26 protein-coding genes are annotated in these 26,426 nt (G+C 33.0%); 23 read left to right on the top strand and 3 right to left on the bottom strand.

What is annotated here, in order from left to right; all coding sequences use genetic code 11:
• The 7 genes from L6Q46_RS04700 to L6Q46_RS04670 form a co-directional block, all read left to right on the top strand.
• On the top strand, positions 1 to 246 hold a 246-nt coding region (locus tag L6Q46_RS04700; protein ID WP_291283330.1), incomplete at its 5' end, for a hypothetical protein.
• Between the two features lie 2 nt (positions 247 to 248).
• Positions 249 to 731, top strand: a complete 483-nt coding sequence (locus L6Q46_RS04695; protein WP_291283329.1) for an ABC transporter ATPase — start codon at positions 249 to 251, stop codon at positions 729 to 731.
• Between the two features lie 21 nt (positions 732 to 752).
• Positions 753 to 1,976 carry a phosphoserine phosphatase SerB gene (serB, locus tag L6Q46_RS04690; protein ID WP_291283328.1) on the top strand — a complete coding sequence of 408 codons (1,224 nt, stop codon included), beginning with the start codon at positions 753 to 755 and terminating at the stop codon, positions 1,974 to 1,976.
• A 133-nt stretch (positions 1,977 to 2,109) separates the two neighbouring features.
• Positions 2,110 to 5,028, top strand: coding sequence for a glycoside hydrolase family 3 N-terminal domain-containing protein (locus L6Q46_RS04685; RefSeq protein ID WP_291283327.1), 2,919 nt, complete (start codon positions 2,110 to 2,112; stop codon positions 5,026 to 5,028).
• A gap of 39 nt (positions 5,029 to 5,067) precedes the next feature.
• Complete coding sequence (locus L6Q46_RS04680) at positions 5,068 to 5,523, top strand: DUF1801 domain-containing protein (protein ID WP_291283326.1); 456 nt, start codon at positions 5,068 to 5,070, stop codon at positions 5,521 to 5,523.
• Between the two features lie 65 nt (positions 5,524 to 5,588).
• On the top strand, positions 5,589 to 6,722 hold the full coding sequence (gene bshA, locus L6Q46_RS04675) for an N-acetyl-alpha-D-glucosaminyl L-malate synthase BshA (RefSeq protein WP_291283325.1): 1,134 nt from the start codon (positions 5,589 to 5,591) through the stop codon (positions 6,720 to 6,722).
• Entirely contained in the window at positions 6,719 to 7,150 is a 432-nt protein-coding gene (locus L6Q46_RS04670) for a protease complex subunit PrcB family protein (RefSeq protein WP_111567237.1), read from the top strand. The genes bshA and L6Q46_RS04670 overlap by 4 nt, the downstream gene beginning before the upstream one ends.
• A gap of 32 nt (positions 7,151 to 7,182) precedes the next feature.
• Here the strand turns inward: L6Q46_RS04670 and L6Q46_RS04665 are convergent, their stop codons facing one another.
• Both L6Q46_RS04665 and L6Q46_RS04660 read right to left on the bottom strand, forming a co-directional pair.
• On the bottom strand, positions 7,183 to 7,680 hold the full coding sequence (locus L6Q46_RS04665) for a hypothetical protein (RefSeq protein ID WP_111567238.1): 498 nt from the start codon (positions 7,678 to 7,680) through the stop codon (positions 7,183 to 7,185).
• 52 nt (positions 7,681 to 7,732) lie between these two features.
• Positions 7,733 to 8,536, bottom strand: a complete 804-nt coding sequence (locus tag L6Q46_RS04660; protein ID WP_291283324.1) for a hypothetical protein — start codon at positions 8,534 to 8,536, stop codon at positions 7,733 to 7,735.
• 157 nt (positions 8,537 to 8,693) lie between these two features.
• On the opposite strand from L6Q46_RS04660, the gene aroC reads away from it, so the two are divergent.
• From aroC to L6Q46_RS04635, 5 genes are all read left to right on the top strand, one after another.
• Positions 8,694 to 9,746, top strand: coding sequence for a chorismate synthase (gene aroC / locus L6Q46_RS04655; protein ID WP_291283323.1), 1,053 nt, complete (start codon positions 8,694 to 8,696; stop codon positions 9,744 to 9,746).
• A gap of 500 nt (positions 9,747 to 10,246) precedes the next feature.
• Positions 10,247 to 11,716: a copper-containing nitrite reductase gene (gene nirK / locus L6Q46_RS04650; RefSeq protein WP_111567241.1), complete on the top strand. Its 1,470-nt coding sequence runs from the start codon at positions 10,247 to 10,249 to the stop codon at positions 11,714 to 11,716.
• A gap of 17 nt (positions 11,717 to 11,733) precedes the next feature.
• Entirely contained in the window at positions 11,734 to 12,519 is a 786-nt protein-coding gene (locus L6Q46_RS04645; RefSeq protein ID WP_291283322.1) for a formylglycine-generating enzyme family protein, read from the top strand.
• Between the two features lie 118 nt (positions 12,520 to 12,637).
• Positions 12,638 to 13,231: an SCO family protein gene (locus tag L6Q46_RS04640; protein WP_291283321.1), complete on the top strand. Its 594-nt coding sequence runs from the start codon at positions 12,638 to 12,640 to the stop codon at positions 13,229 to 13,231.
• 25 nt (positions 13,232 to 13,256) lie between these two features.
• Positions 13,257 to 14,534: an alginate export family protein gene (locus tag L6Q46_RS04635; protein ID WP_291283320.1), complete on the top strand. Its 1,278-nt coding sequence runs from the start codon at positions 13,257 to 13,259 to the stop codon at positions 14,532 to 14,534.
• 120 nt (positions 14,535 to 14,654) lie between these two features.
• Here the strand turns inward: L6Q46_RS04635 and ric are convergent, their stop codons facing one another.
• Positions 14,655 to 15,377: an iron-sulfur cluster repair di-iron protein gene (gene ric / locus L6Q46_RS04630; protein WP_291283319.1), complete on the bottom strand. Its 723-nt coding sequence runs from the start codon at positions 15,375 to 15,377 to the stop codon at positions 14,655 to 14,657.
• Positions 15,378 to 15,530: 153 nt separating this feature from the next.
• On the opposite strand from ric, the gene L6Q46_RS04625 reads away from it, so the two are divergent.
• The 11 genes from L6Q46_RS04625 to nosZ all read left to right on the top strand — a co-directional run.
• Entirely contained in the window at positions 15,531 to 15,962 is a 432-nt protein-coding gene (locus L6Q46_RS04625) for a cytochrome c (protein ID WP_291283318.1), read from the top strand.
• 17 nt (positions 15,963 to 15,979) lie between these two features.
• Positions 15,980 to 17,314 (top strand): cbb3-type cytochrome c oxidase subunit I, encoded by a 1,335-nt coding sequence (locus L6Q46_RS04620; protein WP_291283317.1) that lies wholly within the window; start codon positions 15,980 to 15,982, stop codon positions 17,312 to 17,314.
• A gap of 104 nt (positions 17,315 to 17,418) precedes the next feature.
• Entirely contained in the window at positions 17,419 to 18,144 is a 726-nt protein-coding gene (locus L6Q46_RS04615; RefSeq protein ID WP_291283316.1) for a CbbQ/NirQ/NorQ/GpvN family protein, read from the top strand.
• Entirely contained in the window at positions 18,135 to 19,901 is a 1,767-nt protein-coding gene (locus L6Q46_RS04610; protein WP_291283315.1) for a VWA domain-containing protein, read from the top strand. The genes L6Q46_RS04615 and L6Q46_RS04610 overlap by 10 nt, the downstream gene beginning before the upstream one ends.
• The gene (locus tag L6Q46_RS04605) at positions 19,879 to 20,874 is read left to right on the top strand and encodes a PAS domain-containing protein (RefSeq protein ID WP_291283314.1); all 996 of its coding nucleotides are present in this window, start codon (positions 19,879 to 19,881) and stop codon (positions 20,872 to 20,874) included. Before L6Q46_RS04610 ends, L6Q46_RS04605 begins: the two co-directional genes overlap by 23 nt.
• Positions 20,875 to 20,885: 11 nt before the next feature.
• Complete coding sequence (locus tag L6Q46_RS04600) at positions 20,886 to 21,548, top strand: carbonic anhydrase (RefSeq protein WP_291283313.1); 663 nt, start codon at positions 20,886 to 20,888, stop codon at positions 21,546 to 21,548.
• The gene (locus tag L6Q46_RS04595) at positions 21,545 to 22,114 is read left to right on the top strand and encodes a cytochrome c oxidase subunit 3 (RefSeq protein WP_291283312.1); all 570 of its coding nucleotides are present in this window, start codon (positions 21,545 to 21,547) and stop codon (positions 22,112 to 22,114) included. The genes L6Q46_RS04600 and L6Q46_RS04595 overlap by 4 nt, the downstream gene beginning before the upstream one ends.
• Positions 22,115 to 22,124: 10 nt before the next feature.
• A complete protein-coding gene (locus L6Q46_RS04590) occupies positions 22,125 to 22,364 on the top strand; it encodes a cytochrome C oxidase subunit IV family protein (protein ID WP_194097411.1) in 240 nt (79 codons plus the stop codon).
• Between the two features lie 121 nt (positions 22,365 to 22,485).
• Positions 22,486 to 24,276 carry a hypothetical protein gene (locus tag L6Q46_RS04585; RefSeq protein ID WP_291283331.1) on the top strand — a complete coding sequence of 597 codons (1,791 nt, stop codon included), beginning with the start codon at positions 22,486 to 22,488 and terminating at the stop codon, positions 24,274 to 24,276.
• A 203-nt stretch (positions 24,277 to 24,479) separates the two neighbouring features.
• Positions 24,480 to 24,962 (top strand): cytochrome c, encoded by a 483-nt coding sequence (locus L6Q46_RS04580; protein WP_264369720.1) that lies wholly within the window; start codon positions 24,480 to 24,482, stop codon positions 24,960 to 24,962.
• Between the two features lie 62 nt (positions 24,963 to 25,024).
• A partial coding sequence (gene nosZ, locus L6Q46_RS04575; RefSeq protein WP_291283311.1) for a Sec-dependent nitrous-oxide reductase occupies positions 25,025 to 26,426 on the top strand: 1,402 nt, incomplete at its 3' end.

The raw sequence follows: 26,426 nt of genomic DNA, 5'->3' as shown, positions 1-26,426 counted from the left end.
GTACTTACAGGAAAAATATCAGAAATTAAATCAGAGCAATTTTTAACTTTTGTTGTTAAAGAAGATTCAGGAAAAAACAATCAATTTATTTTATTAAGTAGTTTTGATAATGCCTTTTTATTAACAGACAAAGTGCTAAAAGTTTCTGATGCTGTTGATGTTACATATTATGAAATGGATTTATTTGATGCTAAACTAGGTAAATTTGTTTCGTTTAAAATTGTTACTGATATCGTAAAAAAATAAACATGTTTGTACCCTTCGATACTTTACCTGAAGAATCAAAAATTTGGATTTATCAATCTAATAGAAAATTTTCTGATGAAGAAATTCAAGATATTGAAAAGGACTTAACTTCTTTTTTAGAAAATTGGACTGCGCATGGACAACACATTGAAGCTTCTTTTGTAACGCGTTACAATCGTTTTATAATTATTGCTGTAAATCAAGAAGTTCAAGCTGCAACAGGTTGCTCAATAGATGCTTCGGTACAATTTATTCAAAACTTAGAGCAAAAATACAATGTAGATTTATTGGATAAAATGAACGTTACTTTTAAAGTAGGCGATCATGTTGCTTTTAAACCACTTATTGAGTTTAAAAAAATGGCAAAAGAAAAAGCGGTTTCAGAAAACACAATTGTCTTCAATAATTTACTTAATACATTAGGTGAGTGGCAAGATTTTTGGGAGGTTCCTGCTAGTGAAAGTTGGCATAACAGATTTTTTTAGCTTCATTTTTCAAAATATCTCATGGATAGCGATATATTTTTATTAAGCATTTCAGGACATGATAAACCTGGACTAACATCTTCATTAACAGCTGTTTTGGCGGAATATGGTGCAAATATTCTAGATATTGGTCAGGCTAATATTCACGATACACTTTCATTGGGTATTTTGTTTCAAATCAAATCGGGAAAAAAATCGGCTGCCGTTTTAAAGGATATTTTATTCAAATCCTATGAATTAGGAATTAAAGCTAAATTCAAACCAATTCCTCTTGGTGAATACGAAAAATGGGTCAATCTTCAAGGAAAAGATCGTTACATCGTAACACTTTTAGGAGAAAAATTAACGGCTGAACAAATTTCAGAAGTTACGAAAGTAATCTCAGAAAAAAACTTAAATATCGATGCTATCAAACGATTAACTGGTAGGGTTTCGTTAGTTAAAGAAGATGATTATCCAAGATCTTCAATTCAATTATCTATTCGTGGCGCAATAAAAGATAAATCTGAATTTACCGAAAAATTCATGGCTATTTCATCCGAATTAAATTTAGATATCGCCTTTCAAGAAGACAATATTTTTAGAAGAAATAGACGTCTAGTTTGCTTTGACATGGATTCGACTCTAATCCAAACCGAAGTAATTGATGAACTTGCCGAACTTGCTGGTGTTGGCGAACAAGTAAGAGCCATTACCGAATCGGCTATGCAAGGCGAAATTGATTTTCAAGAAAGCTTTAAACAAAGGATGTCACTTTTAAAAGGTTTAAGTGAAGAAGTTCTAGAAGAAGTTGCTGTAAATTTACCTATAACTAAAGGAGCAAGGAGATTAATTGATACTCTAAAATCATACGGATTTAAAACCGCCATTCTTTCTGGTGGATTTACTTATTTTGGAAAATATCTTCAAAAAGAATTAGGAATCGATTACGTTTATGCTAACGAATTAGAAATCAAAGACGGAGTTCTTACCGGTGGATACGTTGGTGAAATTGTAGATGGTAATAAGAAAGCTGAATATCTAAAAGAAATCGCTCGCAAAGAAGGAATCGATATTAACCAAACCATTGCTGTTGGTGATGGCGCTAATGATTTACCTATGTTAAATTTAGCAGGTTTAGGAATTGCTTTTCATGCGAAACCTAAAGTAAAAGATAATGCACAAAGTTCTATTTCAAGCATTGGTTTAGATGGTGTTTTGTATTTGTTAGGCTATCACGATCGTCATATCGATTTGATAGATTAATTTCTTGAAAATTATGTTTTTCATTAGTTAACAACTTTCTTCATAAAATAAACCTAAAACGCTTTATTTTAAAGTTAAGATGTAGTATTTTGGCATGGATTTAGTTCTAAGTTAAAAAATCAAACTAAAATTTATGCAAAGAGTGCTCACACTACTGTTTTCGGTAGTTTTCATACATATATCATTTTCCCAAAATAAAACTAAACCTGTTTTAACTGCTAAAAAAGTAGTTTCACAACAAGTTTGGGTCGACAGTATTTATAACCAATTTTCATTTGAAGAAAAAGTAGGGCAGTTGTTTATGGTTGCCGCTTATTCAAACAAAGACGAAGCTCATAACAAATCTATCGATAAATTAGTTGAAGAATATAAAATTGGAGGATTAATTTTCTTTCAAGGCGGACCTGTACGTCAGGCGAAGTTAACCAATCGTTTTCAAGCTAAATCAAAAGTCCCTTTGTTCATCGGAATTGATGCCGAATGGGGTTTAAGCATGCGATTAGATTCTACCTATCGTTATCCTTGGAACATGACACTTGGGGCTGTTCAAGACATGAAATTGATTGAAAAAGCTGGAAATCAAATGGCAAAGCAATCAAAAAGAATGGGAATTCACTTCAATTTTGCGCCAGTTGTTGATATTAATACGAATCCAAAAAACCCAATTATCGGCAATCGTTCGTTTGGTGAAACTAAAGAAAATGTTACCGCTAGAGCGATTGCATTAATGAAAGGTTTGCAGGATGAAGGCGTTTATGCAACTGCCAAACATTTTCCAGGTCATGGTGATACTTCAACCGATTCCCATCATACTTTACCCGTTGTTAATTTCGACAGAAATCGTTTGAATGATGTAGAGCTTTTTCCATATAAAGAGTTGATTAAAAACGGATTAACAAGTGTAATGGTAGCGCATTTAAATGTACCAAGTTTAGAACCAAGAGCGAATTATCCAACATCAATTTCGTATCCAGTAGTTACAGATATACTAAAAAAAGAATTGCAATTTGAAGGTTTAATTTTTACCGATGCCTTAAACATGAAAGGCGCAAGTAATTTTAAAAAACCTGGCGACATTGATTTAGAAGCTTTTTTAGCTGGAAATGACGTTTTGTTATTTGCTGAAAATGTTCCGGTAGCGATTAAGAAATTTAAAGAAGCTTTTGATGCTGGAATTATAACTGAAGAACGTTTGATGTACTCTGTTAAAAAGATTTTAGCTTACAAGTACAAAGCAAATTTGAACAACTATCAACCTATTGTTTTAGATAATTTATATCAAGATTTAAATGCAGTTGAATATGACGCATTGAACTATAAATTATACGAAAATGCAGTAACTGTAATCAAAAATCATGATAAATTAGTTCCTGTTCGCGATTTTGAAAAAGAAAAAATTGCGTATATCAAACTAGGAAATGACAAATCAGACACGTTTTTATTGAACTTAAGAAATTATGCTTCTGTAAGTGAAATTACAAATAAGAATTTAGATTCAGTTTTAGTACAATTGCAAGATTATACGAAAGTAATTATTGGGTATCATAAACAAGATGGTGCTTGGAGAAATCACAATTTGAATTTCAAAGAAATGCTTTGGATAAACCAAATTGCAAAGCAAAACGATGTAATTTTAACTTGTTTCACTAAGCCATATTCATTGACCAATTTAAAGAATTTCGAAGATATTGAAACTATTGTTGTGGCTTATCAAAATAACGATATTGCGCAAACTATTGCACCTCAAATTATCTTTGGATCAATGGGAGCAAAAGGAAAATTACCAGTTTCTATTGACGATGAATTCAAAGTAAATGAAGGAATAGAAACTTTAGAAATTAAACGTTTAGGATTTACAATTCCTGAAAATGTGGGGATGAATTCTAAAGTTCTAACAAAAATTGATTCGATTGCTAATCATGCTATTTCTAAAAAAATGACACCTGGTCTTCAAGTAGTTGTAGCTCGAAAAGGAAAAGTTATTTACCAAAAATCTTTCGGAAATCATGCGTATGAATCGAGCCAAAAAGTTAGTAATTCAGATGTTTATGATATTGCTTCCTTGACTAAAATTGTAGCTACTTTACCTAACGTAATGCAAGAATTTGACAAAGGACATTTAACTTTAGAAACTAAGTTAAAATCCATGTTACCAATGGCTAAAAACTCTAATAAAGCCAATGCAACTGTTTTAGATATGTTAACGCATCAAGCTCGTTTTCAACCTTGGATTCCTTTTTATAAAGCTACATTAGACAGTCTGAACCGTCCAAGTACTCATTTTTACAGAAGCGAATTTTCTGATGAATTTCCAATTCACGTTGCTGATAAGTTATATTTGAGAAAGGATTATAATGATACGATTGTAAAAACAATTTTAGACAGCGAATTATTGCCAAAAAAACAATACAAATACAGTGATTTCTCTTTTATTTTATTCAAAGAATATTTAGAATATCACAATAAAAAGTCACTTGAAGATTTAGCACACGCTAATTTTTTTGAACCTTTAGGAGCTAATTCCATCATGTACAATCCGTTACGAAAAATGAATGCAAATAGAATTATTCCAACGGAAAATGACAACTATTTTAGACATCAAGTAATACAAGGTTATGTTCACGATATGGCAGCCGCGATGCAAGGTGGGATTTCTGGACATGCAGGTTTGTTTTCTAATGCTTTAGATGTTGCAAAAGTGATGCAAATGTATCTTCAAAAAGGAAGTTATGGCGGAAAAACCTATATTTCCGAAAACACTTTTAATATGTTCAATACCTGTTATTTCTGTAAAGATGGAAATAGAAGAGGAGTTGGTTTCGATAAACCGCAATTAGGAAATGAAGGTCCAACTTGTGGTTGCGTTTCATTAACAAGTTTTGGTCATACCGGTTTTACTGGAACTATGACTTGGGCTGATCCAGAAAAAGAAATTGTATACGTTTTCTTATCAAATAGAACATATCCAGATTCAAACGCTGCGAATAAATTATCAAAAGAAAATATCAGAGAAAATATTCAAAAAGTAATTTACGAAGCGATTGTTGAGTAATTTTTGTAAATTTAATTCTCTAATTTCAAAAAACGAACTATGACATCAGAAGCAACAACAGTAGAGCAATACATCAACGAAGCTCCAGAAGATAGAAGAGAAGCATTACACAAACTAAGAAATATAATTTTAGAAAATCTTCCAGAAGGATTTAAAGAAGGCATGGGTTATGGTATGGCGGGTTATGTTGTGCCACATTCGATTTATCCTCAAGGATATCATTGTAATCCAAAACAAGCGTTGCCTTTCATGGGATTTGCAAGTCAAAAAAACAGCATCAATTTCTATCACATGGGAATATATGCTAAGCCCGAGTTGTACGATTGGTTTGTAACGGAATATCCAAAACATTCGAAGCAAAAATTGGATATTGGTAAAAGTTGTTTGCGCATCAAAAAACCTGAAAATATTCCATTTGAATTGATAGGTGAATTGGTAAAAAAAATCTCAGTACAAGATTGGATAGCTACTTACGAATCGGCTTTTAAAAAATAATTTTTAACAAATGTTTTAGAATTGCCAACGCTAGAAGTGGTAATTTTATTTCAAAATTTATATAAATGAAAATTGCGATAGTTTGTTATCCTACATTTGGAGGAAGTGGTGTTGTGGCAACCGAATTAGGTTTGGAATTAGCCAAAAGAGGACACGAAATTCACTTCATTACTTACAGTCAACCCGTGCGTTTGGCGCTGTTAAATCCTAATGTGCATTATCATGAAGTTCACGTTCCTGAATATCCGTTGTTCCATTATCAGCCTTATGAATTAGCGCTTTCGAGTAAGTTAGTTGATATGGTGAAATTGTATAAAATTGATGTTTTACACGTGCATTATGCCATTCCACATGCGTATGCCGGTTATATGGCAAAACAAATGTTAGCAGATGAAGGCATTCATATTCCAATGGTGACCACGCTTCACGGAACCGATATTACGTTAGTTGGAAATCATCCTTTTTACAAGCCTGCAGTAAGTTTTAGTATCAATAAATCGGATGTGGTTACGAGTGTTTCACAAAGTTTAAAAGACGATACGTATCGTTTATTTGATATTAAAAATGAGATAGATGTTATCCCAAATTTCATTGAATTAAATAAAGAGAAATTAAAAGAAAACATTCCGTGTCATCGTTCTTTAATGGCGCCTGATAATGAAAAGATTATTACACATATTTCGAATTTTAGAAAAGTAAAACGTATCGAAGATATTGTGAGAATCTTTTTTGAGATTCAGAAAGAAGTGCCATCAAAATTAATGATGGTTGGAGAAGGTCCAGAAAAAGAAGGAGCAGAGCAATTGTGCGAGCAATTAGGAATTCAAAGCAAAGTTATTTTCTTTGGAAACAGTAATGAAATTGATAAGATTTTATGTTTCTCAGATTTATTCTTATTACCCTCGGAAACTGAAAGTTTTGGTTTAGCTGCTTTAGAAGCAATGGCATGCGGAGTTCCTGTAATTTCAAGTAATTCAGGTGGTTTGCCAGAAGTAAATAAAGATGGTTTTTCGGGTTATCTAAGTGATGTTGGTGATGTTGCTAAAATGAGTCGAGATTCGATTTCACTTTTAAATGCTGAAGATAAGTTGGCTCAGTTTAAAGTAAATGCATTAGCAACGGCTAAACTTTTTGATATTCATAATATTGTACCTTTATATGAACAGGTTTATTTAAAAGCCATAAATTCTAAAAAATGATCAAATTTTTACCTTTTCTATTACTAATGTTATCTTGTAGCAGTAATGCACCTAAAGAAGTTTTAGATACCACATATACCATTATTTTTAAAAGTGAAATGGGCGGGTCTGAAAAAGCAGGTCATTTGTTAATTCAGGATAATGAAACCTATATTCAATTTATAGAGTCACTAAAATTAGATGAATCACAATATGCTAATTTCTTAAAAGTAGATTTTAAGAAAAAAAATGTTTTGGTTTTATATCAAGGTCAAAAAAATTCAGGAGGTTATACGATTGATATAGAATCTGTTAGTAATAATGATAATACAATAGTTGTTAAGAAAAGTGAAATTGGACCCAAAAAAGGAGAAATGGCAACAACTGTAATGACTGCTCCTTATTGTGTAGCTTTAATTCCAAAAGGAAATAAATTAATTATAGAATAAAAAAAAGTCCCGATTTAATCGGGACTTTTTAATTAATCAAATTTGTATCTAATTCCTAATCCTAAATCTGGACCAAAACCATCTCTAAATTCTGTGTAATCACCTCCAAAATAAATTTCTGGTCTAAAATCTAAAGATAATTGTAATGGAATTTCTTTAAAGTTATATTCAATTCCAATATCACCAGCAGCTAATACAAAACTTCCGCTGTCTTTGAAATCGTTTTTATTGTAACTCCAACTTCCAACACCAGCTCCAACACCTGCATACCAGTTAAAACCTCCTTCAATGTTCCATACCCATTGGTATAAACCAACTAATTTAAAAGCATCAACATCTTTACTGTTTCTCCAACCTAAATCGAATTCTAAACGATTATTAGAATCTAAACCTCTCTGATAAGAAATTTCTCCACCAAAACCGTCGTTGTCACCTAAACGCAAACCTAATGCGTTCTTAGAAATGTCCTGAGCCTGTGCGCTGAATGCTAAACCTAGTAGCATAATAGCAGATAAAATTACTTTTTTCATATAAATCTGTTTTTTACAAATATAGCCAATTCTTTACAAATACTATGCCAATTTAATTTATAATGTAAGTGTCTAAAAATTCTTCTTGTGTTTGTGTATCTGTTGGAGGAACTCCAAATTCACCTGCAATAAAACTATTAATATTATATGAAGTTACAGTATTCGTATAGACAACACCAATTCCATCTGCTAAATATTGAGTTGAAACTAAGACATCTTGCGCAGCTAAAGCTGTAATAGTTTGTGGTGATCCTAAAACTGTAATGACTGTAGTTATACTTACGTTTAGTTTAATTTTAGTTGATTTAACATTAGAATAGGTAACACCATTAGTTGCAAAAGTAGAAAGAGTTTCTCCTCCATAACTTTGTAAAGAATAGTTAATAGTTAAAGGATATCCATTTACAGTTTCATTAATTGAACCTGTAACTGCCGAACTATTTAAAGCTTGGTTATTTGAGGCATTACTATTAAAAATAACAAAATCATCTAAGGATAAATCAAGATTAATCGGTAAGTTTTGACCTGGCGCTAAAGATAAATCGCCCGATAAAAGTAATTTTGAATCACTTTTTCTAACACCATTATTTCGTAGTGATGAGGAATAAAATCCAGTAGCTACATCATCTCTTGTTTGAAACTTTTTATAGGTTTTAGTATTAAAAACAACATCACCTGAAATATATAAAGAATCTCTTGAAAGTGTTCCTTCGCTATCTACATCATAAGTCCAATAATTATTATTGTTTAACGGAATTTCAAAATTAGTTCCATTATTTCCATTTTCATCATCACTTGAACACGATAGGAATAATATAGAACTGCATAAAATCGTTAAAAGAATGCTTTTTTTCATGTTATTTTGGGTTAGATTAATATGCTAATTTACTGTTTTAACTTAAATTATTAAAAATATTTATTTAAAAATTCGATTTGTTTTTTATTTCCACTGTTTTTTAAATAATCATTACATTTGTTACAAGATGTTTTATAAACTCAGATAATACTTAACTATGGCAGGAAATACTTTTGGAAAATTGTTGAAATTAACCACTTTTGGAGAATCACATGGAGAAGCTTTAGGCGGAATACTAGACGGTTGTCCTGCTGGAATTACTTTAGATTTTGAGTTTATTCAAGCAGAAATGCAAAGAAGAAAACCAGGTCAATCTTCTATTGTTACCCAAAGAAAAGAAGAAGATGAAGTGCAATTTTTATCAGGAATTTTTGAAGGGAAAACTACAGGAACTCCAATTGGTTTTATTATTCCAAATAACAATCAAAAATCTGATGATTATTCACATATAAAAGATACTTATAGACCCAGTCATGCTGATTATGTATATGAACAAAAATACGGTATTCGCGATTATCGTGGAGGTGGCAGAAGTTCAGCTCGCGAAACAGCAAGTAGAGTAGTAGGTGGCGCTATTGCAAAGCAAATTATTTCCGAAATCAAAATAAATGCATTTGTATCGTCAGTAGGTGAAATTTTTATCGATAAACCCTATCAAGATTTAGATTTTTCAAAGATTGAAAGTAACGCTGTTCGTTGTCCTGATTTGGCTACAGCCGAAAAAATGGAAAATTTTATCAAAGAAATTAAAAAGCAAGGAGATACTATTGGAGGAACAATTACTTGTGTCATTCAAAATGTTCCAATAGGTTTAGGTGAACCTGTTTTTGATAAATTACATGCCGAATTAGGAAAAGCAATGCTCTCAATAAATGCAGTAAAAGGATTTGAATTTGGTAGCGGATTTTGTGGCGCTAAAATGAAAGGAAGCGAACACAACGATTCATATAACACAGATGGAACCACAAAGAGCAATCTTTCAGGAGGAATTCAAGGTGGAATTTCAAATGGAATGGATATTTACTTCCGAGTAGCATTTAAACCCGTTGCAACATTAATTCAAAAGCAAGAAGTTTTAACCAATCAAGGGGAAATTATTGAGCAACAAGGAAAAGGTCGACATGATCCATGTGTAGTTCCAAGAGCTGTTCCTATTGTGGAAGCAATGACAGCTTTAGTAATTGCAGATTATTTTTTATTAAATAAATAAAAAAGATGAATATTTTATTTATAAATAATTTACTATAAAATATATTTTATAATATAAAAAAACCTGTAAAATTAATACTTTACAGGTTTTTTTGTGGAGCAGTGTGGAGGCGAATCGAACATCTTAGATTGTTGTATTTGACATTTCTTAAATTTCAATTTAAAACTGATAGATTTGATTGTATTTTATGTTTTTTTTACAATTAATCCAAGCTAACATTTTATTAAAATATAAATTAAAATAGTTCTAGATTCTTTTGTTCTGCTTTATGACTGTCACGAATAATTTAATTTGTTTAATAATTAATTAGTACTGAATATAAGAATTCATCTTCATTTTCTTAAGGTTCTATTTAATCTTATTTTAATATTTTTTTAACTTTTTTTCGAAACATGATTTATATCATATTAAAGGATGTTTTTGTCCTTTAATTTTGACCTGTAAAATGATAGTAACGAAACTATTATTGAAACCAATATTTAAAACTAATTTTTTCTACCATGAGTAATTTTATTAAAAAAGTTCTTGTATTGTGTGTGGCTTGTGCAGCAAGTATCGCATGTAAACAGAACGGTGACTCAACAACCAACTATGCCGATATTTCAGTTGGTGACGAAATGATTGCAGAATTAACAGCGCCTCCATTTGTGCCAAAACCTGTTGGAGATCGTCCTGCTAAAAAATTAATAGTAAACATGGAAATCAAAGAAATCGAAGGTGAAATGGCCGACGGTGTTAAGTATGTTTACTGGACTTTTGGAGGTAGTGTTCCGGGAAGTTTTATTAGAACTAGAGTAGGTGATGAAGTTGAATTTACCTTAAAAAATCACCCAGACAACAAATTACCTCACAACATCGATTTACATGCCGTTACTGGTCCAGGTGGTGGCGCAGCTTCATCTTTAGTAGCACCAGGACATGAAAAAACTTTTAATTTTAAATGCATCAATCCAGGATTATATGTGTACCACTGTGCTACAGCTCCTGTAGGGATGCACATTGCAAACGGAATGTACGGTTTAATTTTGGTGGAACCAGAAGGTGGTTTACCTCCAGTAGATAAAGAATACTACGTAATGCAAGGTGATTTTTATACGAAAGGAAAATACGGAGAACCTGGAATGCAACCTTTTGACATGACAAAAGCAGTAGACGAACATGCCGATTATGTCGTGTTTAATGGAAAAGTTGGTGCTTTAACAGGGGATAAAGCTTTAACAGCTAAAGTAGGTGAAACCGTTAGAATTTACATGGGTAATGGTGGACCAAATTTAGTTTCCTCTTTCCACGTTATTGGAGAAATTTTTGATAAAGTTCACATTGAAGGTGGTGACATGATTAATAAAAATGTTCAAACAACTTTAATTCCTGCCGGTGGTTCTGCTATTGTGGAGTTTAAAGTAGATGTTCCAGGAACTTTCATTTTAGTAGATCACTCAATCTTCAGAGCGTTCAATAAAGGAGCTTTGGGAATGTTAAAAGTAGAAGGTGCTGAGAATGCTAAAATTTATTCAGGTACAACCCAAGAAGGAATTTATCATCCAGAAGGTGGAACGATTCAAAACATGCCAAAATCAGCTAATGGAAAAGATGTTGTGGTAAATAAAACACTTGCACAACAAATTACAGATGGTAAAAATATTTATGGAAGAACTTGTTTCGCTTGTCACCAATCTGAAGGTCAAGGTATTCCAGCGGCTTTCCCACCATTGTCTAAATCTGATTTCTTAAATGCAGATCCAAATAGAGCTATCAATGCAGTTCTTCACGGATTAAGTGGCGAAATCACTGTAAATGGTAAAAAATACAATTCTGTAATGACTAGTCAAAACCTAACGGATCAAGAAATTTCAGATGTTTTAACTTATGTATACAACAGTTGGGGTAACAATAAAACAAAAGTAACTCCGGAAATGGTTAAAACACAAAGAGCAAAACCAGCTCCAAAAACGAATAAAGATATACACTAACACATTTTAAATAAATCATGGAAACTCAATTTATAAAACAATTTCACTACTGCCTAATTTTATTATTTTGGGTTTCCATTTCTTTTTCTCAGGTGCCCAAAGATATGGTAACCATTGGAGCAGGGAGTTATGTTCCGTTATATGGAACAACAGATAAGAAACCAGTGAACATCAAATCTTTTTTGTTGGATGTATATCCGGTAACGAATCAAGAATATTTAGAATTTTTGAAAAAAAATCAGAATTATAGAAAATCAAAAATTAAACGCCTATTTGCCAATACAACTTATTTATCAGAATGGAGTGGCGATTTAAGTTTCGGACAATTAAATCCAAATGCGCCTGTAACTAACGTTTCTTGGTTTTCAGCTAAAGAATACTGCGAATGTCAAGGTAAAAGATTAGCCACTTTAGACGAGTGGGAATATGTAGCCATGGCCGATGAAAAACGAAAAGACGCTCGTTCAAGAGAAGAATTCAATAAATACATCTTGAGTTGGTACGAAAAAAACAAAACCTATAACAATCCCGTAGGGAAAACATTCAAAAATTACTGGGGTGTTTACGATATGCACGGATTAGTTTGGGAATGGACTTTCGATTTCAATAGCATCTTTTTATCAGGAGAATCCAGAAAAGATAAAGATACCGATAAAGATTTGTTTTGCGGAAGCGGTTCTGTCAACGCAACCGATTTAATGAATTATGCCGCTTTTATGCGTTACGCTTTCAGAGGCAGTATAAAAGCAAACTACACCACAAAAAATTTAGGTTTCCGATGTGCCAAAAACATCGCTAATTGAGTTTTCAATTAAAAAAAATAGTCATGAAATCGCCACAAATTCTTCTTTTGCGTAAGCAAAAATCATTATGAAAAAAGGTGATAACATATGTTACCAATAATAAATAAAATTTCAACATATGAAAAAGATAATTTTATTCGTAATTGCTTCCCTTTTATTAATCGGGTGCAATGCAAAAGAGGAAAAACAAGACATAAAAGATAAACCAATAACCGATTTATCAATTTACAACTTGCCTGAAAAATGGACCAATCAAGACGGAAAAGATATTGAACTAAAAGAATTAAGAGGAAAAGTTCTTGTTATGGTGATGATTTACACTTCATGTAAAGCCGCTTGTCCAAGATTAGTTGCCGATATGCGAAATATTGAAGCTAAAATTCCTGAAGAATACAAAGATAAAGTCCAATTGGTTTTAGTAAGTATTGATCCAACGGTTGATACTCCAAAACGATTAAAAGATTTCTCTATCGAAAATCAAATGACAGGAAATCAATGGGTTTTCTTACGTTCAAATGAAGAAAATACTAGAGAATTCGCAGCAGTTCTAGCCGTAAATTATAAAAAAATATCTCCGATAGATTTCTCTCATTCCAATATCATCAGTGTATTTAATGCAGAAGGTGAACTGGCATTCCAACAAGAAGGCTTAGGAGTAAGTTACGATAAAACGGTTTCAAAAATCAAAGAAGAAGCGGCTAAAATAGAGTAGTGGCTTCCCAAAAAATCAATAAAACATGAAACTTCAAAATAAAATGCTAGTTGCAGTTGCTTTTGCAATTTCAACCGTAGGTTCTTTTGCCCAAGAGTTAGAAGTCAACCTACAACTACGACCTCGATTTGAATACCGAAATGGTTTCAAAGAATTAATGAAAGACGATTTTTATCCCACTTCATTTGTTTCTCAACGCTCAAGAATGAATTTCTTCTACAAGCAAGAAAAATTCAAAGCCAATGTATCGTTTCAAAACGTCAGAGTTTGGGGTGATGTAGCTACAACTTCTCCTTCCGATAAAAACGGAGTAGCGTTATTCGAATCTTGGATTTCGTATGATTTCAATACGAATTGGACAGCAAAATTCGGTCGACAAGTACTTTCTTATGATAATCAAAGAATTATGGGCGGAATCGATTGGTTGCAACAAGGTCAAAGTCATGATGCCATTTTAGTTACCAATAAAAAGAATAATTATCAATTGGATTTCGGAGCAGCTTTAAATAATAACAACGAAGTTCTTTATGAATCTGCTTATGTGACTAACTATAAAAACATGCAGTTTATTTGGTTCAACCAAAAATTTTCTAAACTTAGTTTGAGCTTTTTAGCATTGAATAATGGCTATCAATATGAAAATTTGGTAGAAAATAAATTTCAAGTTGCCTATTTGCAAACTCTCGGAACTTATGGAAAATGGGATGTTTCAAAATTTTATGGTGATTTCGGTTTGTATGCTCAAACAGGCGAAGCTACGGTAACTAATGATAAAGTTGCTGTTGGTGCGTATTATGCTGGATTTAATTTGGGATATAAATTCACAAATCCTTTCAAAGCCGAATTAGGTTTCGAATATTTATCTGGAAAAGATCAAAATGATACCAATACTAAAGTAAAATCGTTCACACCTTTATTTGGAACCAATCACGGATTCAATGGTTTAATGGATTATTTCTATGTAGGAAATCATAAAAATTCGGTTGGATTACAAGATTTTTATACCAAATTTATTTACGACAAGAACAAATGGCAAGTAACGTTAGCGCCTCACTTATTTTATAGCGCTGCATCGGTTTACAACATGGCGACTTTAGAAGAGCAAGATAGTTACTTAGGTACAGAAATCGATTTAACAGCAACTTACAAAATGGACAAAAACTTTGTAATTTCTGGAGGTGTTTCCAAAATGTTTGCCAGCGATACAATGGAAATATTAAAAGGAGGAAACAATTCAAATGACAACAATTGGGCATGGATAATGATTTCATTTCATCCACAATTGTTTACTTACAAAAAATAGATTAATTATAAAGGGGTTATTTTTATTTAAAAAAGGACTGCTAATTATTTTAGCAGTCCTTTTACTTTAAAAAGAGTCGCTCTGTTTACCAAAACGACTCCGTTTAAAGAACCTAATTAACTAATAAAACTTATCTTGTAAAACAATGGCACTTGGAAACAAAATATTATTTTCTAAATGAATGTGCGCATGTAAATCCGCTTCAAATTCTTGTAACATTTGATAAGTTACTTTGTAAGTGTTGCAAGCATCAGCTGGCGGTGTATAATTGTTTGATAATTCTACAATTTTTTCAAATCGTTCACCTTCATTTTCATGTTCTTCCATCATCATCGCAATTGGATTAGCAACAGAACCAAATCCAGGATTGTTGATAGGTGTGTTATTTCGATTAGCCTCTACCATTTTTTTAACGAATGGAAATAGAATTAATTCTTCTTTTTTCATGTGTTGCGTTAATTCGTCGGCGCTTCTTTTGAATAATTTTTTAATTTCAAAAAGTTCTGGATGTTGAGCGCCATGTACTTGTTCCAACTTAAGTAAAAACGATAGCAATTGCGGAATTTTTTCTTCCACATAACGATGGTGTTTTTTCTCAATATAATCAATCAACAAATCCAATTCCCAAGATTTAAAATCGATTCCTTGATTGTTGTTGTTTGCCGTAACACGTTCTAATTCGTCTAAAAGCGCATATTTATCAATGCCTTTTTTTGCACATACTTCATCGATTGTTCGGTTTCCTTTACAACAAAAATCGATGCCTAATTGACTGAAAACTCCTGCAGTTCTGTAATCATCTGCTACTATGTTTCCCACTGTTTTGTTTGAATCTATTACCATAATACTGTATTTTTTAAATAAAAGACAAATTTATCCTTAATTTAATTTTTATTGTATGATTTGAATCATAACGCATGTTTTTTTTTGGTAGTTATTTTGTATTTAATTAAAGGATAAAAATATCCTTTATAATTTTTAACTAATATCTAAAATATGTTATCAAAATCACAAGCACGAGCATTTTTTTTAGGTGGAACCATAGTAACCTTTTTAGTCTTTATCGGCTTAACTATTTACTCGTTCATGCCTAAAAATGATCAAACTTATCATGATAAGATTGATGCAAAAGTTATTCGAGGAAAAGAAATCTGGGAATCGAATAATTGTATGGGTTGTCATACCATACTTGGAGAAGGAGGCTACTATGCTCCAGAACTTACTAAAGTAATCGAAAGAAGAGGAGAAGGCTATGTAAAAGCTGTTTTACAATCGCCAGTTCCTTGGGGACCAAAAGGCAGAAAAATGGTAAAATACGAAATGAACGATGCCGATGCCGAAGCCATGATTGCTTACTTCAAATGGATTGGAAACATTGATTTGAATGGTTTTGATCGCGTGGTTTCCCCTTTAGCTAAAGAAGAATAATCCAAAATTTAGAAGATATGAAATATAAATCACAAAAAGTAGCGTATTGGTTCTTTGGATTATGCATGTTATTATTTGCATTACAAATTATCTATGGTTTTATTATGGGCTTTGCCCGAATTGGAATGGATGGTCTTCACGATTTTATTCCGTTCAATACAGCAAGAGCTGTTCACACGAATTTATTAGTAGTTTGGTTATTAACGGGTTTCATGGGAGCCGCTTATTATATCATTCCTGAAGAAGCGCAAAGAGAATTAGTCAATGTCAAATTGGCTTATGTACAGTTGATTTCTTTAGCAGTTGTCGGAGTTTTAGCAATCGTTGGGTATCACTTTAATATTTGGGAAGGAAGAAAATTCCTTGAAATTCCAAGAGAATTAGATGTTTTAGTAGTTATAAATGTCTTACTGTTCTTAGGATTAATCCTCACCACTTTATACAAAGCAGAAAGACGAACAACAACTTCATTAGTTTTAACAATGGGATTGGTTTTCGCAGCATTATTATACTTACCTGGTATGATTTGGTTCGATAGCCAAGTTACCGATTCATTCTTCCGTTGGTGGGTAGTGCATTTATGGGTTGAAGGTGTATGGGAACTAATCATGGGAGGTATTTTATCATACTTATTAATCAAACTTACTGGTGTTGATAGAGAAGTTATTGAGAAATGGTTATACGTAATTGTTGGTTTGACTTTCCTTTCAGGTTTATTAGGAACAGGTCACCATTACTACTACATCGGAGTGAATAAAATTTGGTTAATCGTAGGTGGAATTTTCTCAGCATTGGAACCATTAGCGTTCTTAGCAATGGCATTATTCGCAGTATACATGTATAGAAAAGGAGAAAAATCACATCCAAACAAAATTGCGTTATTCTGGACAATTGGGGCTTCTATTGTATCTTTCATTGGAGCTGGATTGTTAGGATTTGCACACACTTTACCACAAACAAACATTTACACGCACGGAACTTTAGTAACAGCAATGCACGGTCACTATGCATTCTGGGGAGCTTACGCGATGATTGTTTTAGCGATTATTAGCTATGCTTTACCAAATATTACCGGAAGAAAATTATACGACAGCACAAGAGGTCACATGGCGTTTTGGTTGTCAAATATCGGAATGTTAGGAATGACAGTAGCTTTTGGTGTAGCAGGTGTTGCCCAAGTGTACATGGAACGTAAAATGAAAATGGATTTCATGGATGTTCAAAACGAGATCAGTATTCACTTTGTCGTATTGTTGCTTTGTGCCACATTATTTACAACCGGAATTACCTTATACATTTTAGAGTTTATCAAATACGGTAAACCAACAGATGAAGCTCTTGTAAAAGAATAGTTATTAGTTTTTGGTTAGAATTTTAAATTAATAGCAACCGAGACCAATTGCCCAGAGTTGTCGCTGCCCGCTTTTGGTTTCGGTTTTTTCAAAAATAAATTGCCATGATAGTAGCAGAAAAAACCATATTTTATAAAGCAGTAGGTTCTGAAATTGAAATTTTCAATCAGATTAACCAATTGCAATTGCCTTTATTATTGAAAGGTCCAACAGGCTCTGGAAAGTCCCGTTTTATCGAATATATGGCGAATGAAGTTAACAAAACATTAGTTACCGTAAGTTGTCACGAAGAAACTTCAGCAACCGATTTAATTGGACGTTTCATCATCAAAGGAGCCGAAACCATTTGGATTGACGGACCTTTATCCATAGCCGTAAAAAACGGTTACATTTTATATTTAGATGAGGTTGCCGAAGCACGTCCAGATGTCATCGTAGCCATTCACTCTTTAACCGATCACAGAAGAGAACTTTTCATTGATAAATTAGGAGAAACCATCAAAGCGCATCCCGATTTTCTTTTGGTAGCTTCGTTTAATCCAGGATATCAAAAAGGATTCAAAGAATTGAAACCTTCTACTCGTCAACGATTTGTAGCACTTTCATTCGATTATCCAAATCCAAAAATAGAAGCCGAAATTTTAATTAATGAAACCGGAATTCAAGCCAATATCGCTCAAAAATTAGTAGCAATCGGAACAAAAATTAGAAATCTAACCGAATTAGGGCTAACCGAAACCGTTTCCACTCGATTATTAGTGGACGCCGCGAAACTTATCAATAATGGATTACCAAAACGATTAGCCGTTCACGTTGCGTTATGGGCTTAGAATTAGACGAAATTATCTATAAAAAAGTACTCAAGTACTTTAAAAATAAACGACTCAATGATGCCGAAATTCTGAGCCGTCAAATCAACTTATCTGATATTAAACCTCGATTGACTCTTTTTGCGAGAGCGATTTGTGGTGCGCCAATCGAAATTTTTCCAGCCGAACGCGAAGGCGGTTACAAAAACAAAAACTTCTTTCTTCCAATAAATTGTTCGCTTTTCCCAACAAAAGAAGAAAATCTGAAGTTCTATTTTTTCAGAACAGTGTATTTGAGTATTCAAAAACAACTGAATTTCAATTGGGATAACCAAGATAATTCACACGAACTTTCTTTGGAAAAAGCCTTTGAAACAGCGCCATTAGTTATTGGAAAAATGTTTGAAAATTATCCATCTATGCAAGAGTTTTATTATGATGCGGTGCCAAAATTACCGGTTAATAAAAAAGACCAATCCATTGATCATTCTTGGTTGTACGGAAAATGGATGAAAAATATACCCGAAATTGAAGCCGAAAGTGTATTGCAAAATTTCGATGACAATACTAAGAAAATAAAAAACAATGTCGTAGCCGAAACCACACTTCATGCGAAAGCCGTTGAAGAAATTGAATCACTCACTATCGACAAAAAACAACAAGAAGATTACGTATTAATGCACAGTTTCGAGAAAATAGAAACGGCAGAAGAATTCAACGGAAATTGGCGCGATTTTGATGGAAAAGACGATTTAAAAGACCATCAAGAAGCCTTGGAAGAAATGAACATGCGATTCACCGTGCGTGTTGATGATATGGTGCATTCTGTATATCAAGCGGATTTTGTTGAAAATACTTCCATTGCCGAAAGTGCTGAGGTCGATGAAAAAGGCTTTCATTTAAAATACGACGAGTGGGATTTTAAAAAACGAAATTACTTGACTAATTTCTGTAAAGTGTATCCAAAAACCCAACTCAAAACCCACGCGACTTATTATAAAAATACGATGGCGAAGTACAAAACCACTTTAAATGGTTTACGAAAAATGCTTACCAGCGTAAATAATAAAATGCAACAACAACGAAGACAATTACAAGGTGACGCTTTCGATTTAGACGCGTTAACCGATTTATATACTGATATTCATTCTGGAAAATCGCCAGACGAACGCATTTATTTATCTCAAAGAAAGAAAAACAAAGATCTTGCGATTTTAGTTTTGTTAGACATTAGTCTTTCAAGTGACGGTTATGCCGCAGGAAATCGTGTGATTGATGTAGAGAAAGAAGTTTCTATTTTATTTGGCGAAATTCTACATGAGTTCGACATCGATTTTGCGATTGACGGATTTTATTCCAAAACCAGAAATTTCACAACTTATCTCACTTTGAAAGATTTCAACGAAAGTTGGAACAAAGCCAAACACAAAATCGGAGCTGTTGAACCTAATGGCTACACCCGAATTGGTCCCGCTTTGCGTCACGCTGGTGCACGAATGGATCAATTGGATGCTAAAAATAAATGGATTATCGTGCTTTCCGATGGAAAACCAAACGATTACGATAAATACGAAGGACAACACGGTATTCAAGACATCAAACAAGCGTTGCGAGAATTGAATGAACGAAAAATCAATTCGTATGCCTTAGCCATTGAAGCGCAAGCCAAATATTATTTACCGCAAATGTTCGGTCAAAATCATTATCAAATATTAACGTCTCCTGAAGCTTTACTAAAATCATTGGTAAAACTTTATGAGAAAATCAAACATCAATAAAATGGCAACATCAGAAACACATACAAACGTGATTGAAGGACATCCCATTCATACTTATTTCGTAGAAACCGATTTGATTCATCAGTTATTGGAAGAATTAAATGCGATTAATCCAAAAGAAGAATTTCAGAAATTTTACAATGTTTTCAATCATTTAGCAACTGTTGAACGACGCTTTGAACGAAAAGAAAATCAGTTATTTCCGTTTTTAGAACAAAAAGGTTGGACAGGACCTTCTCGCAATATGTGGTCGTTTCATGATACGATTAGAGAAATGTTTCGCATTGTTAGAAAAAATTTGGAAGACCAAGATTTTACTTCTGCCAAGCACAATACCAATTTAATCTCTCAAAATTTATATCGATTACTAGAAGTAGAAGAAAACGTATTGTTTCCAAATGCTTTAGAAATGCTATCCGATGAAGATTGGATTAAAATGCGAAAAGGAGAAGACGAAATTGGTTGGATGTTATCAGAAGCACCACCAAAATTTCCAAAAGAATCCGAATACATTCATCCTTCTCAAGATACAGAACGCAGAACCGATGTAGTTTTCAACGAAAATGCAGCGCATTACGATGAAGGTTTCATGACAATTGAACAGGTAAATCTACTTTTTAAAACGTTACCCATCGATTTAACTTATGTTGATGAAAACGATAAAGTAATTTTCTATAATCGAGGAGAAGAACGTGTTTTCCCTAGAAGTGCCGGAATTATTGGTAGAGAAGTTCGTTTTTGTCATCCGCCAAAAAGTGTGGATACCGTTTTACAAATTTTAGAAGCATTTAGGAAAGGCGAACAAAACGAAGCTTCTTTTTGGATTAACTACAAAGAACGCCTGATTTACATTCGTTATTACGCAGTTCGTGATGCTCAAAAAAGATATAAAGGCGTAATCGAAATGTCGCAAGATATTACCGATATCAAACAAATTAATGGCGAAAAGCGATTATTAGAATGGAATAATTAATTGGGAAAGTTATGAGAGTTATAGGTACGATTTTATTCAGCATTTTTATCATCTTAATTTTTTCTTGTGAAACTGTCGAGCATCATCATGTTCCAAAAACAGCCAATGAAGCTTTGAAAGAATTGATGGAAGGAAACCAGCGCTATGTTAATAATGTACCGATGCATAATGATTTTATTGATGAAGCACACCATTCAGAAAAAGACCAACATCCGCATACTTTTGTGTTATCTTGTATTGATTCTCGTGTTCCACCTGAAATTGTTTTTGATCAAGGAATTGGAAATTTATTTGTTGCTCGCGTAGCTGGAAATATCGAAGATGATAATATTCTAGGAAGTATGGAATATGCTGTTAAAGTAAAAGGAACAAAATTGTTGGTTGTGTTAGGACATTCCAATTGTGGTGCGGTTCAAGGTGCAATTGATAATGTGAATTTGGGACATTTAACCCAATTAACCAATCAAATCAAAGTGGCATTTAGTCATCACAGAACGTATCCATTACCCGAGCATTTATCAGATGAAACAGGTCGATTGAACGTGCTATCCACCATAGATCACATTCTCTCTTCAAGCAAAATTATTAGAGAGTTGGTCCATCAAAAGAAAATAAAAATAGTAGGAACATTTTACGATTTACACACAGGTAAAGTTGAATTATTACAATCATGAACAATACAAAATCAATATATTATCCGCCTGGAGGCATTTTAATTTGGATCATCATTTATTTGGAACTCATCACTTTCGGAATGGCGATTTTAGCATTAGCCTTTTACGGTTCGGAAGAACGTGAATTATTTCACAATAGTAGTTTAAAACTGAATAAAACAATTGGAACAATAAACACGATTTTGTTGTTAACAAGTGGCTTTTTTGTAGCCAAAGGAATCCATTTTTTTAAAGCTGCTAACATCAAAAAGACATTGTTTTATTTCAATTATGCAATGGTTGGAGGTCTTGGATTTTTAGTTTTAAAATCATTCGAATATTACGAAAAATTAGAAGCCGGATTGCACATGGATTACAATTCTTTTTTTAGATTTTATTGGTTATTAACGGGTTTTCATTTTATACATGTTTTGGTGGGATTAGTAATTTTATTAGTAATTACATTTTCCATCAAGAAAAAACAAACCGAAGCATCCTTTGAAGACATCGAAGCAAGCGCCAGTTTTTGGCACATGTGCGATTTAATTTGGTTGCTTTTATTCCCAGTACTTTATTTACTTTTTTAAATGTAAGATTATGAAAGATACGATTTCTTCTACGTTTATTCTGTTGTTGGCACTGACTATAATTGCTGCTTTTTTAGCATTAAATGTAAGTGCAGAAATTATGGCAACAACGGTTGTGACTTTAGCTTTAATTAAGTTTTGGTTGGTAGCTTTTCAGTTTATGGAATTAAAAAAAGCGCATCCTTTTTGGAAATATTTGATTTTAGGTTTTGGTGGTTTAATGGGAATTATTTTAGTGATTTTACTTTAAATTCTTCTAATTTTCAAAGCATGATAATAATCATATATTAATCTGAAGGATTGTGTTTTATTTGTCACTATTTATTTTGGTAAGAGATAAATGGAATGCAAAAATTAACCAAGAAAACAATATGACTTTACAAAAAAACGTACACACTTTTCACATTCCTGTTATGGGATTGGCTTTCACTATTGATAGTCCGGTGCGAGTGGCACAATACGGAATTGATTCTGTAATCTCTATCATGGATGATGATTTGATTGAAAAAATGACCGCTTTTTATGCCGAAAAATTCAAACAACCTTATGAAGAAATCTCACAAAAAGTTGAAGATTTTAGGGCCAAAAGAATTACCAATTATTTGAATTTACTCGATACAGTTGTCACTCAAAAATTCGAAAGTTTCAAATCAGAATTGATTGAAAAAAGAACACAATTAGAAGATTTTATCGCCATTTTGCCAACAACTTCTAAATTGAAAATCAAATTAGAGCATTTAATCGATTCTGGAAAAAACAATATGATGGAATTGAAAACGATTCTCGACCATCATTTTACACCAGGAAGCATCGATGTAAATATCATGACAAAAATTGATAAAGATAATTTTAGTGATGACGAACAATTGCCTGTAATTTATAACGATGCACATGCAGCTTTAAGAGGTTTTGTAAACAGTACCACAAATTCATCCGTAGTTTTTTCTGCCGGAATGAATCCAAGATTGTACAGTTACATGGAAACTTTCGATGCTTTTTATCCAAATGCAAACGGACAATTTCAAAAGAAAATTATTTTGAAAGTAAGTGATTTCCGTTCAGCGATGATTCAAGGAAATTTTCTTGCTAAGAAAGGACTTTGGGTTTCTGAATATCGAATCGAATCAGGTTTAAATTGTGGTGGACACGCTTTTGCTACTGATGGGTTTTTATTAGGTCCAATTTTGGAAGAATTCAAAAACAAAAAAGACGAATTAATTCAATCTGCCTATTCGTTATTGACAAATGCTTTAGCATCAAAAAATAAAATAGTTCCAAACGAACCTCCTGTTTTAAAAATCACAGTTCAAGGTGGAGTAGGAACAGCGGAGGAACATCAGTTTTTATTAGACCATTATCAAGTAGATGCTGTGGGTTGGGGTTCACCATTTCTTTTAGTTCCAGAAGCTACTTCAGTTGATGCAGAAACTAGAAAATTATTAGCCGATGCTAAAGAAAAAGATTTGTATTTGAGTAACATTTCGCCGCTTGGAGTTCCGTTCAATACAATTAAAGGAATGACGAATGATTTCTTTAAAAGCCAACGCATCGCTTCGGGAAAAGCAGGAAGTTCTTGCCCCAAAAAATATCTAGCGTTAAGTAAAGAATATAAAAAAGAAGGCACTTGTACCGCTTCAAAAAAACATCAAGACAAGAAATTGGAAGAGTTAGAAGCAAAACGTGATGTCATTTCGTTCGAAACTTACACGAAAGAGTACAATTCAATCACAGAAAAATCATGTTTGTGTGTGGGATTAGCAAATGCAAGTCATATCGAATTAGGAATTCCAATCAAAGGTCAAGCGCAAGGTGTTGTGATTTGTCCTGGTCCGAATATGGCTTATTTTTCTAGAGAATTTTCATTGAAAGAGATGATTCAGCACATTTACGGCAAGAAAGAAATCGAAAATCATACCGATAGACCTAATATGTTTGTGAAAGAATTAGGTTTGTATGTTTCGTATTTGTCCAATCAAATAAATGAAGCTTTCGAGATAACTCCCCAACAAATCAAAAAATGGGAAATATTTAAAACGAATCTTTTAAATGGAATCGACTATTATAAATCGATTTTCCAAGAAAAGAATTCAAAAATTCAAAACGATATTTTACAATTGGAATTACAATTAAACAAATTAGAGTTTAATGCAATTTCTGTTTAAAATTTAATTGCTTAATAATGAGGGTTATTTAATTTTTATAAGTAGGTTTTTGCAAAAGGCTGTTTCCATTTTTTGGAAACAGCCTTTTTTGTTCAACAATTGTTAATAATAAAGATAAAAATATCCTTTTTTATGATTGTAATCATACTTTTAAAGCACTCAATTTCAGAAATTTGTAGTAATAATTTTAATATTAAAATATCATGAACAAATCAATTTTACTTGTTTTATCTCTTGCTTTAGCTGTAGCATGCGGTAAAAAAGAAGCATCTGCTGAGGATAATTATCAACCTGCTGGAGGTGAAGCAACAACAGAAGCAGCCGCTGATCCGGCTTCGTATGATCCAAAACGTGGCGAAGGAAAATACGACACTGTTGAATTAGGCGCAACATTAGACCAAGCAATGGCTTCTAAAGGGGAAGAAGTTGCTGGTGTAAAATGTACATCATGTCATAAAATGACTGATGAAAAATTAGTGGGTCCAGGTTGGAAAGGCGTAACTGAAAGAAGAACACCTCAATGGATTATGAACTTTATTACTAATCCAGATCCTATGATTGACAAAGATCCTGAAGTGCAAGCACAATTGGAAATTTGTTTGGTTCGTATGCCTAATCAAGGTATTTCAGACGATGAAGCTAGAGGAATTCTAGAGTATATGCGTAAAAATGACGGTGTAAAATAAACGTAAAAAAGGTATTGTGTTAAGTGAAAGTAATGCGATACCTTAATTTAACTACATATATCATGAAAAATAAATTTGTACAGGCAATTTTAGTAATTGCCTTGGGAAGTGCGTTTGTGACTTCTTGTAAGCCAAAAAGCTCAGGAGATGCTGTAAGTGGCGACGCTGCTGAGAAAGCGTATGTTGCACCAGGAAAATACGATGAGTTTTACAATTTCGTTTCAGGTGGTTTTAGTGGACAATTAAGTGTTTACGGATTACCAAGCGGACGTTTATTCAGAGTTATTCCTGTATTTTCGGTTGACCCAGAAAAAGGTTGGGGATACAGCGAAGAAACAAAACCAATGTTAAACACTTCTCACGGATTTGTGCCTTGGGACGATTTACACCACACCGAAATGTCTCAAACTAACGGTGAAGTTGACGGTCGTTGGGTTTTTGGGAATGCTAACAATACCCCACGTATTGCTAGAATTGATTTAAAAACATTTAAAACGGCTGAAATTATCGAGCTTCCAAACAGTGGAGGTAATCACTCTTCTCCATTCATTACTGAAAATACAGAATATGTGGTAGCGGGTACTCGTTTTAGTGTTCCTGCCGATTATTCTAATGGAGATGTTCCAATCAATACTTATAAAGAGAATTACAAAGGACATATCAGTTTTGTAAGTGTTGATAAAAAATCGGGAGAAATGGATTTGGCTTTCCAAATTGTAACTCCAGGTGTAAATTTTGACCTTTCGCATGCTGGTAAAGGAAAATCTCACGGATGGTTCTTTTTCTCTTGCTACAACACAGAACAAGCCAATACTTTGTTAGAGGTGAATGCTTCTCAAAAAGATAAAGACTTTATCATGGCAGTGAACTGGAAAAAAGCAGAAGAATATATCAAAGCTGGAAAAGGTAAAAAACAGAAAGTGAAATATGCGCACAACACTTGGGATGAGCATACACACTCTGCAAAATCTGTTATGAAAGATGAAGTAGTGGTTTTAGATGCTTCTGAATTAAAAGATATCTGTTACATGATTCCTTGTCCAAAATCACCTCACGGTTGTGATGTTGACCCAACAGGTGAATTCATCGTAGGTTCTGGTAAATTAGCAGCTTTAATTCCTGTATTTAGTTTTGATAAATTACAAGCCGCTATCAAAGGGAAAAAATTTGAAGGCGACTATGGAGGAATTCCAGTTGTGAAATACGAAGCAGCTTTACATGGTGAAGTTCAAAAACCAGGTTTAGGTCCATTACACACTGAATTTGACGGAAAAGGAAATGCTTATACAACTTTCTTCGTTTCTTCTGAAGTAGTGAAATGGGATATCAAAACGTTAAAAGTATTAGACCGTGTAGCTACTTATTACTCAGTAGGTCACTTATGTATTCCTGGTGGAGATAGTAAAAAACCATTTGGAAAATACTTAGTAGCGTACAACAAAATTACTAAAGACCGTTATTTAC

It is taken from the genome of Flavobacterium sp. (genome assembly GCF_023151265.1).
Lineage (GTDB): Bacteria > Bacteroidota > Bacteroidia > Flavobacteriales > Flavobacteriaceae > Flavobacterium.
Note: the sequence above shows the minus strand (reverse complement) of the source record. Positions and strands in the feature narration are given on the sequence as shown.

Bases quoted from the DNA above. Each gene is read 5' to 3' on its own strand.
- L6Q46_RS04615 (WP_291283316.1), top strand. From the start codon at position 17,419: ATGATAGTAGCAGAAAAAACCATATTTTATAAAGCAGTAGGTTCTGAA.
- L6Q46_RS04670 (WP_111567237.1), top strand. From the start codon at position 6,719: ATGATCAAATTTTTACCTTTTCTATTACTAATGTTATCTTGTAGCAGT.
- serB (WP_291283328.1), top strand. From the start codon at position 753: ATGGATAGCGATATATTTTTATTAAGCATTTCAGGACATGATAAACCT.
- L6Q46_RS04660 (WP_291283324.1), bottom strand. From the start codon at position 8,536: ATGAAAAAAAGCATTCTTTTAACGATTTTATGCAGTTCTATATTATTC.
- L6Q46_RS04680 (WP_291283326.1), top strand. From the start codon at position 5,068: ATGACATCAGAAGCAACAACAGTAGAGCAATACATCAACGAAGCTCCA.
- bshA (WP_291283325.1), top strand. From the start codon at position 5,589: ATGAAAATTGCGATAGTTTGTTATCCTACATTTGGAGGAAGTGGTGTT.
- L6Q46_RS04605 (WP_291283314.1), top strand. From the start codon at position 19,879: ATGAGAAAATCAAACATCAATAAAATGGCAACATCAGAAACACATACA.
- aroC (WP_291283323.1), top strand. From the start codon at position 8,694: ATGGCAGGAAATACTTTTGGAAAATTGTTGAAATTAACCACTTTTGGA.
- L6Q46_RS04685 (WP_291283327.1), top strand. From the start codon at position 2,110: ATGCAAAGAGTGCTCACACTACTGTTTTCGGTAGTTTTCATACATATA.
- L6Q46_RS04625 (WP_291283318.1), top strand. From the start codon at position 15,531: ATGTTATCAAAATCACAAGCACGAGCATTTTTTTTAGGTGGAACCATA.
- L6Q46_RS04640 (WP_291283321.1), top strand. From the start codon at position 12,638: ATGAAAAAGATAATTTTATTCGTAATTGCTTCCCTTTTATTAATCGGG.
- nirK (WP_111567241.1), top strand. From the start codon at position 10,247: ATGAGTAATTTTATTAAAAAAGTTCTTGTATTGTGTGTGGCTTGTGCA.
- L6Q46_RS04695 (WP_291283329.1), top strand. From the start codon at position 249: ATGTTTGTACCCTTCGATACTTTACCTGAAGAATCAAAAATTTGGATT.
- L6Q46_RS04585 (WP_291283331.1), top strand. From the start codon at position 22,486: ATGACTTTACAAAAAAACGTACACACTTTTCACATTCCTGTTATGGGA.
- L6Q46_RS04620 (WP_291283317.1), top strand. From the start codon at position 15,980: ATGAAATATAAATCACAAAAAGTAGCGTATTGGTTCTTTGGATTATGC.
- L6Q46_RS04600 (WP_291283313.1), top strand. From the start codon at position 20,886: ATGAGAGTTATAGGTACGATTTTATTCAGCATTTTTATCATCTTAATT.
- ric (WP_291283319.1), bottom strand. From the start codon at position 15,377: ATGGTAATAGATTCAAACAAAACAGTGGGAAACATAGTAGCAGATGAT.
- L6Q46_RS04610 (WP_291283315.1), top strand. From the start codon at position 18,135: ATGGGCTTAGAATTAGACGAAATTATCTATAAAAAAGTACTCAAGTAC.
- L6Q46_RS04665 (WP_111567238.1), bottom strand. From the start codon at position 7,680: ATGAAAAAAGTAATTTTATCTGCTATTATGCTACTAGGTTTAGCATTC.
- L6Q46_RS04595 (WP_291283312.1), top strand. From the start codon at position 21,545: ATGAACAATACAAAATCAATATATTATCCGCCTGGAGGCATTTTAATT.
- L6Q46_RS04590 (WP_194097411.1), top strand. From the start codon at position 22,125: ATGAAAGATACGATTTCTTCTACGTTTATTCTGTTGTTGGCACTGACT.
- L6Q46_RS04645 (WP_291283322.1), top strand. From the start codon at position 11,734: ATGGAAACTCAATTTATAAAACAATTTCACTACTGCCTAATTTTATTA.
- L6Q46_RS04635 (WP_291283320.1), top strand. From the start codon at position 13,257: ATGAAACTTCAAAATAAAATGCTAGTTGCAGTTGCTTTTGCAATTTCA.
- L6Q46_RS04580 (WP_264369720.1), top strand. From the start codon at position 24,480: ATGAACAAATCAATTTTACTTGTTTTATCTCTTGCTTTAGCTGTAGCA.